Source organism: Sabulibacter ruber, from assembly GCF_017355955.1.
Taxonomy (GTDB): domain Bacteria; phylum Bacteroidota; class Bacteroidia; order Cytophagales; family Hymenobacteraceae; genus Nibribacter; species Nibribacter ruber_A.
The window spans coordinates 23,283-38,470 of the sequence record NZ_JAFFID010000007.1 but is presented as its reverse complement, the minus strand read 5'-3'; the positions used below and the strand labels follow the sequence as shown (position 1 = coordinate 38,470).

General features: G+C 53.4%; 12 protein-coding genes. 3 read left to right on the top strand and 9 right to left on the bottom strand.

Annotation, left to right across the window (positions count from 1 at the left end; translation table 11 throughout):
* Positions 1–150: 150 nt before the first annotated feature.
* Positions 151–3,066: an aminomethyl-transferring glycine dehydrogenase gene (gcvP, locus tag JT719_RS23310; protein WP_207436179.1), complete on the top strand. Its 2,916-nt coding sequence runs from the start codon at positions 151–153 to the stop codon at positions 3,064–3,066.
* A 295-nt stretch (positions 3,067–3,361) separates the two neighbouring features.
* Positions 3,362–3,985: a DUF4136 domain-containing protein gene (locus tag JT719_RS23305; RefSeq protein WP_207436178.1), complete on the top strand. Its 624-nt coding sequence runs from the start codon at positions 3,362–3,364 to the stop codon at positions 3,983–3,985.
* Between the two features lie 92 nt (positions 3,986–4,077).
* Here the strand turns inward: JT719_RS23305 and JT719_RS23300 are convergent, their stop codons facing one another.
* The 5 genes from JT719_RS23300 to JT719_RS23280 all read right to left on the bottom strand — a co-directional run bounded on the left by JT719_RS23300 (position 4,078) and on the right by JT719_RS23280 (position 11,488).
* Entirely contained in the window at positions 4,078–6,063 is a 1,986-nt protein-coding gene (locus tag JT719_RS23300) for an OmpA family protein (protein ID WP_207436177.1), read from the bottom strand.
* A gap of 18 nt (positions 6,064–6,081) precedes the next feature.
* Positions 6,082–7,035 (bottom strand): PorP/SprF family type IX secretion system membrane protein, encoded by a 954-nt coding sequence (locus JT719_RS23295; RefSeq protein ID WP_207436176.1) that lies wholly within the window; start codon positions 7,033–7,035, stop codon positions 6,082–6,084.
* Between the two features lie 35 nt (positions 7,036–7,070).
* The gene (locus tag JT719_RS23290; RefSeq protein WP_207436175.1) at positions 7,071–9,290 is read right to left on the bottom strand and encodes an ice-binding family protein; all 2,220 of its coding nucleotides are present in this window, start codon (positions 9,288–9,290) and stop codon (positions 7,071–7,073) included.
* A 470-nt stretch (positions 9,291–9,760) separates the two neighbouring features.
* Positions 9,761–10,645 (bottom strand): lipoyl synthase, encoded by an 885-nt coding sequence (gene lipA / locus JT719_RS23285; RefSeq protein ID WP_207436291.1) that lies wholly within the window; start codon positions 10,643–10,645, stop codon positions 9,761–9,763.
* 69 nt (positions 10,646–10,714) lie between these two features.
* Positions 10,715–11,488, bottom strand: a complete 774-nt coding sequence (locus tag JT719_RS23280) for a hypothetical protein (protein ID WP_207436174.1) — start codon at positions 11,486–11,488, stop codon at positions 10,715–10,717.
* A gap of 71 nt (positions 11,489–11,559) precedes the next feature.
* Here JT719_RS23280 and JT719_RS23275 point away from each other — a divergent pair, with 71 nt between their 5' ends.
* The gene (locus JT719_RS23275) at positions 11,560–11,967 is read left to right on the top strand and encodes an OsmC family protein (protein WP_207436173.1); all 408 of its coding nucleotides are present in this window, start codon (positions 11,560–11,562) and stop codon (positions 11,965–11,967) included.
* Between the two features lie 101 nt (positions 11,968–12,068).
* On the opposite strand, the gene ytxJ is transcribed toward JT719_RS23275, so the two are convergent.
* From ytxJ to JT719_RS23255, 4 genes are all read right to left on the bottom strand, one after another.
* Complete coding sequence (ytxJ, locus tag JT719_RS23270; RefSeq protein WP_207436172.1) at positions 12,069–12,407, bottom strand: bacillithiol system redox-active protein YtxJ; 339 nt, start codon at positions 12,405–12,407, stop codon at positions 12,069–12,071.
* 38 nt (positions 12,408–12,445) lie between these two features.
* Positions 12,446–12,781, bottom strand: coding sequence for a hypothetical protein (locus tag JT719_RS25370; RefSeq protein ID WP_242693439.1), 336 nt, complete (start codon positions 12,779–12,781; stop codon positions 12,446–12,448).
* Positions 12,778–13,071, bottom strand: a complete 294-nt coding sequence (locus JT719_RS23260; RefSeq protein WP_207436171.1) for a hypothetical protein — start codon at positions 13,069–13,071, stop codon at positions 12,778–12,780. Before JT719_RS23260 ends, JT719_RS25370 begins: the two co-directional genes overlap by 4 nt.
* 106 nt (positions 13,072–13,177) lie before the next feature.
* Positions 13,178–15,157 (bottom strand): alpha-ketoacid dehydrogenase subunit alpha/beta, encoded by a 1,980-nt coding sequence (locus JT719_RS23255; RefSeq protein ID WP_207436170.1) that lies wholly within the window; start codon positions 15,155–15,157, stop codon positions 13,178–13,180.
* Between the last annotated feature and the right edge of the window lie 31 nt (positions 15,158–15,188).

The window sequence follows — 15,188 nt, the reverse complement described above, 5'->3', positions numbered from 1 at the left end:
GCTAAAATGCAAACCTCCTGCCAACCTTGTCTGCAATTTAAGAGCTCCCTCTGTAATTAGTGAATTTTAACCTGTACTTTTGTTAAATCATTTGCACCAAACGTTTGTTACAGGACAAAAGAAACTTATCTACCTAAATTCCAGCGATAAATGATCTTTAAAACCAAGCCTGCCGATATCTTTAAGGAGCGCCACAACGGCCCTGTGAAAGAACAGATGCAGGACATGCTGCAGACCATTGGGGCAGCATCTCTAGACCAATTGATAGACGAGACGGTTCCGCCGGCTATCCGCTTGAAAAAACCGCTGAACTTACCCGCCGCGCTTACTGAGCGTGACTTCCTGCGTAAGTTCTCCCAGATTGCCAAGCAGAACAAACTTTACAAATCATACATCGGGCTTGGGTACCATGACACTATCCTGCCTCCGGTGATTCAGCGTAACATCCTGGAGAACCCAGGCTGGTACACTGCTTATACTCCTTACCAGGCCGAGATCGCTCAAGGTCGTTTGGAGGCGTTGATCAACTACCAGACTTTGATCATTGACCTGACCGGCATGGCCATCGCCAACGCATCTTTGTTGGATGAGGCTACCGCCGCTGCTGAGGCCATGAACCTGCAGTACTCGCTGCGCAAAGGCGCCCGCAAAAACGCGAACCGCTACTTTGTGTCTAACCAGGTATTGCCGCAGACCATTGATGTGCTGCTTTCCCGTGCCACTCCGCTGGGCATTGAACTGGTCATTGGCGATCACCGCGAAATCAACCTGCAAGACGATACTTTGTTCGGAGCCCTGGTGCAGTACCCTGCCGCCGACGGTGAGGTATTCGATTACACTGATTTCATTGCGCAAGGCCACGAAGTAGGTTTACCGGTAGCCGTTGCCGCTGACCTGCTGAGCTTGACCCTGTTGAAATCGCCAGGCGAAATGGGTGCTGACGTAGTGGTAGGTTCTTCGCAGCGTTTTGGCGTACCTATGGGCTACGGCGGACCGCACGCTGGTTTCTTCGCGACTAAAGACGAGTACAAGCGCTCTATTCCGGGCCGTATCATCGGGATTTCGCAGGATGCGTTCGGGCAGAAAGCCTACCGTATGGCTTTGCAGACCCGTGAGCAGCACATCCGCCGCGAGAAAGCGACTTCCAACATCTGTACTGCGCAGGTACTATTAGCCGTAATGGCCGGTATGTACGCCGTGTACCACGGACCACGCAGATTGAAATACATTGGTCTGAACATCCACAGCCTGACCCAGATTCTGGCGAAGGGCCTGGAGCGTTTAGGCTTTGAGCAACTGAACGAAAACTACTTTGACACCCTACAACTGCGCGTAGAGAGCGCTGAACTGCAGCAAGCCATCCGTCAGGAGGCTGAGGCCGCTGAGATCAACTTCCGTTACTTCGGGGATAACAACGTGGGCATCTCTTTGAACCAGAACACGGACCTGGAAGATGTGAAAGCGATTCTGGCTGTTTTCGCGAAAGTAGCCGGGAAACTGGAAGCCACGCTGGAACTGGACGAGATTCCTTCTGAGACTGATATCACCTGGCCTGAGGCCCTCATCCGTACCTCGCCTTACCTGCAAGCCGAAGTCTTCAACAAGTACCACTCCGAGAGCGAGATCCTGCGCTACATGAAGTACTTAGAGAACAAAGACTTCTCGCTGGCGCACGGCATGATTCCGCTGGGTTCCTGCACCATGAAACTGAACGCCACCGCCGAGATGATTCCGGTGACCTGGCCAGAAATTGGGTCTTTGCACCCGTTTGCCCCGGCTGATCAGGCCAAAGGCTACGCCCAGATTTTCAAAGACCTGGAAGCTTGGCTGTGCGAGGTGACCGGCTTTGCCGCCGTTTCATTGCAGCCTAACTCCGGTGCCCAGGGCGAGTACGCCGGCCTGATGGTGATCAGAGCCTACCACGAAGCCCGCGGCGATCATCACCGCAACATCTCTTTGATTCCATCCTCGGCGCACGGTACTAACCCTGCCTCGGCGGTAATGGCCGGCATGAAAGTGGTGATTGTGAAATGTGATGAGCGCGGAAACATTGACGTAGCAGACCTCAGAGCGAAAGCCGAGGAACACAAAGATGATTTGTCTTGCTTGATGGTGACCTACCCGTCTACCCACGGTGTGTACGAGGAAAGCATCATTGAAATCTGCCAAATCATTCATGAGAACGGCGGCCGCGTATACATGGACGGTGCCAACATGAACGCCCAGGTAGGCTTGACTTCTCCGGCCAACATTGGCGCTGACGTGTGCCACCTGAACCTGCACAAAACTTTCTGTATCCCGCACGGTGGCGGTGGACCAGGCGTAGGCCCGATTGGGGTAGTTGCGGACTTAGCCGCTTATTTGCCAGGCCACGCGGTGGTAGACCTGGAGCGTCCGGAAGCCATCAACGCGGTTTCTGCGGCACCTTGGGGTAGCGCCAGCATCCTGCCTATCTCTTATGCCTACATCAACATGATGGGCGGCGAGGGTCTGACTGAGGCTACCAAAATGGCGATCCTGAACGCGAACTACATCAAAGCGCGCTTAGAGGAGCACTACCCAGTGTTGTACGTTGGTTCTAACGGCCGTTGCGCCCACGAGATGATCTTAGACTGCCGCTCTTTCAAAAAGGCCGGTGTGGAAGTAGAAGACATCGCGAAGCGTCTGATGGACTATGGATTCCACGCGCCTACCGTATCCTTCCCCGTAGCGGGTACCTTGATGGTGGAGCCAACCGAGAGCGAGAGCAAAGAAGAGCTGGACCGTTTCTGTGACGCCATGATCTCTATCCGGGCAGAAATCACCGAGATTGAAGAAGGTGCTGCTGATCAGAAAAACAACCTGCTGAAAAACGCTCCGCACCCGGCGCACGTGGCCCTGTCAGAAGACTGGAACTTCCCGTACACCCGCGAGCGGGCCGTTTACCCAGTGCCGTACACCCGTACCGCTAAGTTCTGGCCAACCGTGAGCCGTATTGACAGCGCCTACGGTGACCGTAATCTGGTGTGCAGCTGCGCTCCAATCGAAGCCTACAATGAGCAAGGCCAGGAGATGAAAGCCGTATAAGCTGACCTAATTTATAGTAATAAAAAAGGCCTGTGGAGACGTTCCGCAGGCCTTTTTGTTTTAGGCCTAATTTGCAGAAAATAAACCCCAAACGCCTCCTTTAACAATCTTCAAAATAGTGGCCATAAATAAACCAATTGGTATAATATGGGCATAGTTTTTGCGTATTGATTGTACGAAAGAAACATTCTCCGAAACCATCTTCTTTGCTTTCATGTTACCAATCTGAAGCGGGGAGGCCATTTTAGAGATGTTTTTCTCCTATTCTTTCACTACACTAAAACTGTACAAATCAATGAAACCATTCAATAAAATAGCGAAGTTGATCACGGGGGTAATGATGGGGCTGTTGGTACTGGGTTTCACCGGTTGTGCCACCACCTACAATGTTACCACTGACTTTGACAAAGGCACCAATTTCCAGGCGTACAAAACCTGGCGCTGGTACCAGGACCAGCCGGTAGCCAAAGACTCTACCAGCCGCAGATATACTACGTTTTTAGATAAACGGGTAAAGAATGCAGTAGAAGCGGAGATGCAGCGCCGCGGGTTCCAGAAAGCAAGCGCTTCTGAGAAACCAGACATGTTGCTAGCCTACGATTTCACCATTGAGAACCAGCAGCGTCTGAGCCCTAACTTCATGAGCATTCCGTCTATCGGGTACGGGTATTGGTACGGTTACCGCTATGCGTACACCTACAACCGCCTGTACAACACCAGCACCTTGCAGGATTACCAGTCAGGCACCTTGATCCTGGACGTGGTAGACGCCAAATCAAATGAGTTGATCTGGCGCGGAAGCAGTGAAACTGCCGCCTCTGAAAGATCTCTGACCGATGAGAAAGTGCAGCAGATTGTAACCAGCATTCTGGCCAAGTTCCCTCCTCAAGCCGATGAGAGAGCTACTGCTCGCCGGTAATCGGTTGCTTTAATCCAATCAAAACAAAAGAGCCACCCCATGGGGTGGCTCTTTTGTTTTGGGGCTGTTTTTGGGAAAACGTGGCCAAAAGGCTACTTGATCTTGAACTCTGTACGGCGGTTGAATTGGTGCTGGTCCTCGGTACATTCCACGCCATCGGCGCAGCCGTTGATCAGGACGGTTTCGCCATAGCCTTTCCAGCTGAGTCGGTTCCTCGCGATGCCCTGGCTCACCAGGTACTCCACCGCCGACTGAGCCCGGCGTTCAGACAAGACTTGGTTGTAGCCGTGGCCTTCGCGGCTATCGGTGTGGGAGCCTAATTCAATCTTGATGCTGAGGTTGTCTTTGAGCATGCGCACCAGCTTGTCCAACTCCTTGGCGGCATCGGGGCGGATGTTCCACTTGTCCAGGTCATAGTAGATGTTCTCCATGGCGATGACCTGGTTTTTCTGGCTCTTATCGAAAATGAGCGTCACGCGGGTGGTATCAGCGAGCTTCACCGTGTCAATGGCCACCAGCGCCGACTGCGTCAGGTACCCGAATTTATCGCCCACCAGGTCATAGGTGGTTCCTTTCTGCACGCCAAACTTGTACTCGCCGTTGCGGTCAGAGAAAGCCACCACAGAATCTTGGGTCTCCTTCGGGGTCAGTTTCAAGCGGACATCGGCCAGCGGCTGGGTGATGGCGCGCTTACCTTTTACTTGCACTCTTTCCAAAGTAGTCACAAACAGCACGGCGTTACTCAACAGCTTGAACGAGTAGATGTCATCGGTGCCATTGTTGCTGTCACGGTTAGAGGACAGGTAACCCACCTGGGCGTTGTTCGCGCCGCGCATGAACACCATCCCGAAATCATCTTTAGGCGAATTCACCGGCGCGCGTAGGTTTTCCGGTTTGCTCCAGGTGGCGCGGCTGCCTTTCACCTTAAACACATCCAATCCCCCGAAGCCGGGATGCGTGTCTGAGGAGAAATACAAGTTGCCATTCTGGTCGAAGCCCGGGAACATTTCCTTGCCCACGGTATTCACCATGTTACCGGCGTTCATGGGCTGTCCCCAAGTACCATCGGGCTGCAGTTCTGAGTAGTAGATATCGGTCTCGCCGTAGCCGCCGGGTTTGTCAGAGACAAAGTACAGCACCTGCCCATCAGGAGAGATAGCGGGGTGGCCCACGCTGTATTCCTCCACCTTGTTATGGGCAAAAGGCTTCACCTCGGTCCAGTTGGCACCGTCGCGGCGGGCCGAGAAGATCTCCAGGCGGTTCACGTAGTCGCTGGAAAGCGGCTTTTTTACCCAGCTGGTAGGATCCACGTTCACATCTTTCTGTTTCTTCTCCACCATGTGCGTGCGGGTGAAATACATGGTCGTATTGGCGCTGTCCAGCACCGCCGGGCCGTCATGGTAAACGGAGTTCAGGGTGTTGCTCGCGATGGCGGGCATCTGCCAGGTGCTGTCCGCGTTACGCTGGGCGTAGAACATCTGCAGGTACGGGCGGCCGGTCCAGCCGTAGGTGCCAGCATCCACGTCTTTGTCGCTGCTCACATTGCCGCCGCGGTCCGAGGTAAACAGGATACCCTGGTCGTACACGGTCGGGCTGAAATCGGCGTTGCCGGAGTTGATCTGGGTCTCGTTCACTACAATAGCGGATGCGGGCTCTTCCAACAGCTTCAAGGCAGCGTCTGAGGCTTGTGCTTTCGCGTTGGCTCTGGCGGCTTCGGCGGGCACCTTGCGGGCGTAATCCTGGTACTGCGTTTTCGCTTCGAAATACTTGCCGTTGCTGCGCAGAGCCTCGGCATAATAATAGGTGTTGATAGGATCGGCCTCAGGCATGGCCACCACTTTGGCGTACCATTCCTCGGCTTCTTTCGTGCGACCCGTCAGGCGGTAGGCATCGGCTAAGCGTTGGGCCCCTTTCAGATCTGGGTCTTTTTTGGAAAACACCTCCTGGTACTCTTCAATAGCCAGGGAATAGTCAAAGTTCTCGTACAACCGATCGGCTTTGCGGGTAGTTTGGCAGCCGCTCAAGGCAAGGCTACCGGCAACAAAGGAAAGTAAAAGTGATTTGTATAATTTATACATAGAAGCGTCTGGTTAAAGTTAGAAATACCGCGGGGTAACCATCTTGGTGGCTTCTTTTCTCAGGAAGCTGTAGCCAACGGATATTTCATGGGTGCTCAAATCATTCAGGTTGCCGTGCAGGGTAAAGTCATGGGCGTAGCCCAGGCGCAGGCGCTTGGTCACGTACAGATCAGCCATGGCCACCACTGCGTCTTTAGAGGAAAGCCCCTTGGCCTCGAAGTCATTCTTGAAGATATTCATGGCCGTGCGATAGCTGGCACCTAACCAGATGCGCTCCCCAAACAGGAAGAAAGCATTGAAGTCCACGTTCGTAGGCCCATCAAAATTCTCCTTCAGCATGATGCTGGGCTTCACCTTGATGTTGTGGCTGATGTCGGCCACGTACCCCACGTTGAAGAAGTAATGGCGCTCCGGGTCGTAGTTGATGTCTTTATCGATGCCCAGCAAATCGGTTACGGAAACGCCGGCGTAGAAGCGCTCGGTGTGGAAGAAAATACCGGCTTTAAGGCTCGGGCTCCAGGTGGTTTCCTTTTGGGCGTTGATCACCGCCGGGTCTTCCTGGTCATTCCCGGTAATCAGCTTGGAGCCGTCTACCGCGAAGTGCGACACCCCAGCTGCCAACCCGAAGGACAGGATACCGGTTTCACTTACCGGCAATTTCACGGCGGCGTCTACCTCAATGTTCTTGCGGTTCTGGGCGAAGATCTCATCACGGGTGGCGTGGAAACCAAGGCCCAGGTGCTTGTTTTTGGTGAGTCCGTCAATGCTGAAGGTCTGGGTATTGGGTGCCCCCTCCAGGCCCACCCACTGCTGCCGATGGAAAGCGTTAAGGGTAAGCGTTTCTTTGCTGCCGGCATAGGCCGGATTGATCACCAGTTGGTTGAAGATGTACTGGGAGAACTGTGACCGGTGCTGTGCCCAACTGCTCCCCGCAGCCAGCATAGAAATCAGTATGATAAAGATTCTTTTCATTTTTAAGGGAAATTAATGTTTTGAACTACCTGCGTTTAGCGCACTACCTGTACCGGTCCTCTGAATACCTGGTCTTTGCCATCGCAGCCGCGCACGCGCAGCACGTAGAAGTAAGTGGCTTCTTCCAGACCGGTGGCCCGCCAATCGTTCTTGTAGCTCTTGGTTTTGTAGATCTCGTTGCCCCAACGGTTGTAAACGGTCAGGTCATTGTCAGGGAAGTTCAGCAGGTTCCGGATCACGAAGGTGTCATTGATGCCGTCGCCGTTCGGGCTGAACACCGTTGGCACCACGATCTCCGTGCCCGCATCGGCGGCTCTTACTTCTACAGAGGCTTCGTTGCTGGCGCAGGCAGAACCGGTAGTGCTAGCGCTTACCTTGAGTGTGCCCACGGCATTGGCGTTAGCGGCTTTCAAGGTCACAGTAGTACCGGTCATGGTCGTACTGTTATCAGTGAAGGTGAAGCCGGCCGGTGCGGTCCAGGTGTAGGTCACACCCGCCACTGGGTTAGAGATGGCGTAGGTTAAGCCCGTGCATGGTCCGCTGTTGTCCAGGATAATTGGAGTAGCCGGTGGCGTGCTTGGAGTCACGTCTGGGGTAGAAGCCGTAGCCGTACCGCAGGCATTGGAAGCAACAACCGTTACTTTTCCCGGACCAGTACCAGCTTTCACTTGAATAGAAGTACCAGTAGCTGCCCCAATTCTTTCCCAGCCAGTTCCAGACACGCTCCAGGTATAGGTTACACCAGCCACTGGCTGGCTGATACCATATTGGTAAGTTGCTCCAGCACACAAAGCGGTTCCCGGGCCAGTAATGGCTGGAGTAGTTGGAGCGGTTCTTACCACTAGTTCAATTGGGAAGGCTTGGCTGTTCTGGCAATTGCCGGTGGTTACCGCCACAACGGAGATCGGATAAGTGCCTGGTGCCGTAGTAGCGCTTGCTCTCACCGTAAAAGAAGTCAGCGACTGCGATTCAATGGTGATACCGCTGTTGGCCGGTGCCACAATGGCCAGGCTTGTCACGCCTGCTGAGACGTTGCTTACCGTAAAGGTGGTAGTACCGCCCACACATACTTCCTGCGGCCCTACTACATTTGGCCGGGCCGGACGCACGCAAGTGGTAGCCTCATCGGTGCCGCCGTTGTTTTCTATAACCGCTACGTTGGTGACTTCTCCCAGCCTCAACGTCTTGGCGGTGAGGGTTAAGGTGGCAACAGAGTTCGCAGACAAGGTGCTGATGGTCCAGATGCCGGTGGTGGCGTTATAGGTTCCTTTGTCTGCTACTGCCGGTGGCACCAGGGCTAGACCTTCAGGCAGTTTGTCCTCCACGGTTACATTGGTGGCATCTGCTGCCCCGGAGTTGGTGACCCTTATGGTATAGATAACATTATCGCCCAGGGTCACGGTGGTGGCGTTTACCGCTTTGGTAATGCTCAGGTTAGCGCTTCCCGGGGTTGTGCCGCCGCCACCATTCCCTCCATCGCCACCGTCTCCGTCGTCTCCATCATCACCGCCGTTGTTGGTGGTGAGCGGCTCAGGCAAGGAAATGTTATTGTTGTTGAGGGTTACGGCTCCGTTCGCAGACAGCACCCGTCCCACCAAGGTGGAGCTAAGGCTTAGGGTGGCATTATTCTGCACCACAAAGTTTCCACTCAAGGCAGAAGGAGTGGTCAGCATCCCTCCCGTACCTATGGTCACATTACCGGTCACCCGGAAGAAAATATTGTTAGGATTGGCGTTGAGAACGTTGATGGCAGAACCCGGGTCAATGACCAGATCCCCGTTCACCTGGATGATGAACACCGAGTTGGGGTTTCCCTGTCCGTCAAACTTCAAACGGCCGCTGATGCGCGCATTGCCGTCAAATCTGTAAACGCCTCTGGTGAGCAGGGTACCGCGCACCGCCGCCTCACCTGGGGTAAAACCTTCGCCCAGGGTTTGCCCGGTCAGGTTGCGGGTTGGGGTGAACTGGCCCAGTTCGTTATACACCCGGATTACATCGGTTTTGGCGGTGGCTGCGGCGGCATTCCCGCGCTGGGTGTCTCCCAGCACTTTGCCCGGCGGGAAACCCACTACGACGGAACCCGGTGAGACCCCAAGGTCGCCGTAAAGGATGCTGCTACCGGTACTGGTAACGGTACTGCTTCCTAACACCGCAAATTCCCGGGCTGCGCCTAAGGAAGGGGCCGTTAGAGTTTGGGCATAGGAAGAGGAGGCAATAGCAAACAACGCTGCTATCAGGAGTAAAATTTTCTTCATGTGATCTGGAAAAGGAGGTAGTTGTAATAGATAATCTCGGATAGTCCTATATATGAATGGAGCCCCTGCATGTACTTTCCTTTCAGGCAAAAGTTCTGGCTTACAGGAAAGATGCAATTACCCCAAAGAAACCAGCCATGCATTTTCTACCGCCGAGTTTAACCAGGCACTACTTCTCACTTGTTCATTTCCAGAAAAACGCTTCTTTTCTGCAAAAAGAGCGCAATCTCACTGTACCACAGGTACAAACACCAGCCCTCATAGGTTTACCTCACCTTGAAAGCGGCAAATACTGAGCACAGGTTTAAATACGATTTGAGCCGATATTTTACAAATCAGCCCCAAAACAGCTGGGGCTAAACCTACTTATACCTGCCTGGAAACTCCTTTGAATTATACAAACGCCTGAATAAAAAAAGCCCCGCATTGCTGCGGGGCTTGGTTGATACTACACAAATTACTTCAAGAGACTACACGTGCACGTGGCGTTCAGCGTGGTAGGAAGAACGAACCAGCGGTCCAGACTCCACATACTTCAATCCACGGCGCAGGCCTTCTTCGCGGTAATGGGCAAACAGGTCTGGGTGAATGAACTCGGCTACCTCAATGTGCATCTTGGTAGGCTGCAGGTATTGGCCCAAGGTAAGAATGTCCAGACCATTGGCGGCCAGGTCATCCATGGCTTCGTACACTTGCTCTTTGGTTTCGCCTAAGCCCAGCATGATACCGCTCTTAGTGCGCTTGCCATACTCTTTGGTACGCTTGATTTGCTCTAAGCTGCGGTCATATTTGGCCTGCGGACGAACCTGGCGGTACAGGTTTCTAACGGTTTCCATGTTGTGGGAAACCACTTCCTGTCCGGCCGAGATCATCACCTCCAGCGCTTCCCAGTTGGCTTTCACGTCTGGGATAAGCGTTTCAATGGTAGTCTCCGGCGAAAGATTCTTGATTTGTACAACGGTCTCGTGCCATACACTGGCGCCGCGGTCTTTCAGTTCGTCGCGGTTCACCGAGGTGATCACGGCATGTTTCACGCCCATGAGCTGAATAGCTTCGGCCACGCGGCGAGGTTCATCCAAATCATATTCGTTAGGCCGACCAGTGGCCACGGCGCAGAAAGAGCAGGAACGGGTACATACGTTGCCCAGAATCATGAACGTGGCCGTGCCGGCACCCCAGCACTCCCCCATGTTTGGGCAGTTTCCGCTTTCGCAGATGGTATGTAGCTTATAGGTATCTACCAGTTGTCTGACTTTGGCGTATTCTTTGCCTACGGGCAGTTTTACGCGCAGCCAGTCTGGCTTACGGGTTTTGGTTTGAGCTTCAGCTGGTTGAATAACCGGCAACGCAATCAATTGATCCATGGTACAAAGGTACTAAGTGAGGAGCGGATAGGCAAAAAACAGCCAAGGGGGAAGGATCGTTCAACGACGGCGGCCGTAATACAAAGTTAGATACACAGACATGAAGGTGTTGCGGTTAGACGCGCCCGGAATCAAGGTCATGTCTCCGGCAAAAGCCTCTACCAGCATCCCCACTTCAATACCCGTTACGCTTTCCATGTACCGTCCGTACTCAAAGCTTACCCCGGCTTTGGCGTTAGCGCCAACTCTGAAACTAGGCTCACTTAATCCTTTGAATACCCCTGGGGCACCCACAATCATGCCTTCGTTGGTATGCACATTAGGATCATACTGTTCTGTGTTGATGATGACCGGACCAACCAGGTAGTACTGTTGACTTCTGGGGTCCAGCACGTAATTGCTGCGGTCATACTCAATAAAGTACGGGGCCATAATACCCAATGAAGGGCCAGCCGCCACAATACCATTCACCTGCACCCCAGATTCTGCCGCTTTCCGGAAGAACGTGTACTCCCGGCCGTACTGTGGTCTCAGGACAAACAGGTAATTGCTTTTTCCCTTCACAAAGGAAGCTCCGTTCACCAGGTTTTGCACCCGGGTTTCTTTAGGGTGTTTTACTTCCACTCCCTCCAAGGCCCAGAACTGATACCACCGGTCTTTCAGGTGATACGCCTGCTTGATCATGGCTCCGCCCAGAAGGCCACCGTTAGAATTGAAGTTGAGTCCGTACGTGAACTCCCTGGAATAGCCTTCCTCTTCTTCCACAGACTGGGCCATGGCCAATCCTACGGGAAGAAAGCATATGGTCACTAATAGTAGTAGAAATCTGCGCACAGAGCAAAAGGCTAAGTTTTGTTTAAAAGTAAGTAACTTTACAGGCACCTGCAAATCTTAAAAGTAAGACAATGAGTTCAATGACGCTAACGTACTCTGGCCAACTCCGCACCCAGGGAACCCATCTCGCTTCTGGCAACACGGTTGTAACAGATGCCCCCTTAGACAACAACGGACGCGGCGAAGCCTACTCTCCCACAGACCTAGTCTGTAGCGCGTTGGGCAGCTGCATGATGACCATCATGGGCATTGTGGCCGAGCGCAACGCCATTGACCTGACCGGCATGACCATGGCCATTACCAAAAAGATGGCGGCAGATCCCCGTCGGATCTCCGAGATTGTACTGGAAGTCCAAATGCCTGCCAGAACGTTTACAAACAAAGAGAAGGCCATGCTGGAAAACGCGGCCCACACCTGCCCGGTTGCCTTGAGCTTACACCCAGAGATTAACCAGGTTGTTACGTTCCAATACGCTTAACGTCACTATAAAAACGTACTATCTCAGGTTTTTGATATAACAGGAATCCCCTTGCCAGTGTTTATTTCAAGTGACACCGGCAAGGGGATTTTTGCTGTTTATTAAGAGGCTAACTTTTTCACTTCCTGCAGGTTGATCCCGAGGTGGGAACCGTGGTAATGGCACTGCCCATCTTTGATGAGCAATAACTGCGGCGACTCATGCCGTACGTCAAAAGACTGGGCTATCTCATTTGACACAGGCCGGTAGTTCAACAGGTCCAGGTAGTACGGTTTGATACTGCCCAGACCGACATCGTCCCACTGGCGCTCCAGCCTGCTTTTGGCGGTGGCGCTGATGGAGCACGTGGTACTGTGTTTGAAAATAACTACGGGTTGTCCTTTTGACTCTTCTTTAATCTGATCTATTTGTTCTGTACTGGTTAATTGCTGCCACTGCATAGGTTTCTCTTCTAATTACTTGTGTTCTGTTAAACGCCTCAGTTCCTTTTCACTTTCACCAGGGCGGTCTTTCTTGAAAACAGCTTGGGTTTTACAACCGCAGAACCGTCTTCGTTGATGGGCATTTGCTCTCTTTTCTTCCGTTTCTTCAGCTTACGGCCACTTTCCCCCATCTTAAAGTTGTACGCACTTACGTCAAGGTGTGATTCACTGAAATCGGTTTTCATCTTTTTGGCCTCTTTTACGCTATGGCGCACCTCACGCTTCTGCTGCCCGGGGGTAAGATACTCCGTTTGAGCGGCTACCGGTTGGGCCATCAGAACTGCCAGAAAGACTACCGTTAAGAAAGAAAAAAAGCGTAGCGTGTGTTTCATCCTAATCCTACTCGTTCAAGTAAACTTCTCTTTCGTTTGGGAACAGGTACCCGGGTTTTCTTCTTTTTAAGGAGTCCCTGTTTGTCATACTCCATGTCACGGCCACCGTAATCGCGGCCTTCGTTGGCCTGGTCCTCGGGGGTAGGCTCATTTTTCTTGAACATACCGGCCACCGAGAACTTCTTTTTCCCGGACACATCCGGGCAGGCAATCCGGTTGGCACTACACCCGGCCAAGGAAAGACCTATGGACAAAACCACCAATCCTGCCGCAAAACGGAGCTTTTTCATACTAGAGTAAATTATGTATACGTGTACCAACGCATATTGGCCATGGGTATTCCTGATTTAGGGCTGCTTTCAGGAAAACAGTCCTAAATCAGAAACCATTATCTTCCTAGAAGCTTAATAACGCTTCTACTCTTTCTCTCAGTCTTTTCACCGGCAGGAATTCCTGCTCCAGCGGCGGGGCAAACGGCACGGCGGTATCCAGGCCGCCTACGCGCACCACCGGACCATCTAACTGAGTAAAGCAGTGCTCAGAGATCCAGGCGGCAATCTCGGCGCCAATGCCTCCGGTAATGGTGTCTTCGTGCAGCACAATCACGCGGCCGGTCTTGGCTACGGTCTGGCGCACGGCTTCTTTGTCCCAGGGCAGCAACGAACGGAGATCCAGGATATCGGCACTTACGTCTGGCATGGTCTGCAGGAGCTGTTTGGCCCAGTGCACGCCCATGCCGTACGTGATGATAGAGAAATCAGAGCCTTCCTGCGCCAGTCTGGCCCGGCCTATTTCCACGGTGTAGTAGTCATCTGGAATAGCCTCAGTCAAGGAACGGTACAGCAGCTTGTGCTCAAAGTACATGACCGGGTTAGGGTCTTCAATGGCCGCGTTCAGCAAGCCTTTGGCATCATAGGGAGTAGACGGGTACACAATCTTGAGGCCCGGCGTGTGGAAAAACCAAGCCTCGTTGCTTTGTGAGTGGAACGGCCCGGCCGCTGCCCCGGCACCCGTAGGCATGCGTACCACCACATCGGCGTTCTGGCCCCAGCGGTAGTGGCTTTTGGCCAGGTTATTCACAATCTGGCTGAAACCGGCGCTCACGAAATCAGCGAACTGCATCTCAATCACCGATTTCTTTTTCTTGATAGACATCCCCAGCCCAACGCCCAGGATGGCCGACTCGCACAAAGGCGTGTTGCGGATGCGCTCTTTCCCAAACTTATCCACAAAGCCTTCGGTCACCTTGAATACCCCGCCGTACTCGGCAATGTCCTGGCCCATGATCACCAGCTCCGGGTAACGCTCCAGGCTCTGGCGCAACCCGTCAGACACGGCATCCACGAAGCGGCGCTCTGAACGGGCGCTGTCTTTGGGTTTGATCACCGTCTGGATGAACGGCTGGTACATATCGGCGAGCTCTTCTTTAGGGTCTGCCACCGGCATAGGCGTGGCGTGGGCAATCTCCAGACCGCGCTCAATCTCCTCCCGGATTTCTTCTTTGATGGTCGCCATAGACTTAGGCGTGAGCACCTTCTCATCCAGCAGGTATTTCTCAAAGTTCTCTACCGGGTCTTTCTTGCTCCAGCGCTCAAACAGCTCCTGCGGCACGTACTTGGTCCCTGAGGCCTCTTCGTGCCCGCGCATCCTAAAGGTCATGGCTTCAATGAGCAACGGACGCGGATTCTTGCGGATGCTGTAAGCGGCCTGTCGCACGGTGTCATAGACTTCCAGCACGTTGTTGCCGTCTATCTGCAGCGCATCAATGCCGTAGGCCGGGCCTTTATCGGTGAAGTGCTGGCACTTGAACTGCTCGTTGCTGGGTGTGGATAAACCGTAGCCGTTGTTCTCAATCATGAAGATCACGGGCAGGCTCCACACGGCGGCTACGTTCAGGGCTTCGTGGAAGTCGCCTTCGCTGGCTCCGCCGTCGCCGCTGTACACCAAGGTCACTTTCTCGCGTTTGTCCAGCATCTCGGCTAAGGCAATGCCATCGGCCACGGCCAATTGCGGGCCCAGGTGCGAGATCATGCCCACAATGTGGTGCTCGTTGCTGCCAAAGTGGAAAGAACGGTCGCGGCCTTTGGTGAAACCGGTTCTCTTGCCCTGGAACTGGGCAAACAGGCGGTCCAAAGGAATGTTGCGGCAGGTGAACACGCCCAGGTTGCGGTGCAACGGCAGAATGTATTCGTCTTCTTCCAGCGCCAGGGTGGAACCCACCGAGATGGCCTCCTGCCCGATGCCCGAAAACCACTTGCTCACTTTGCCCTGCCGCAGCAGGATCAACATCTTCTCTTCAATCATGCGGGGTTTCAAAATTCCCCGGTACAAGTGCAGGAGGTCGTCGTCTGTATAGTCTTTTCTGTTGAATTTCATGGTGTTCGCGTTTTCTGCGAGGCCGTAAATT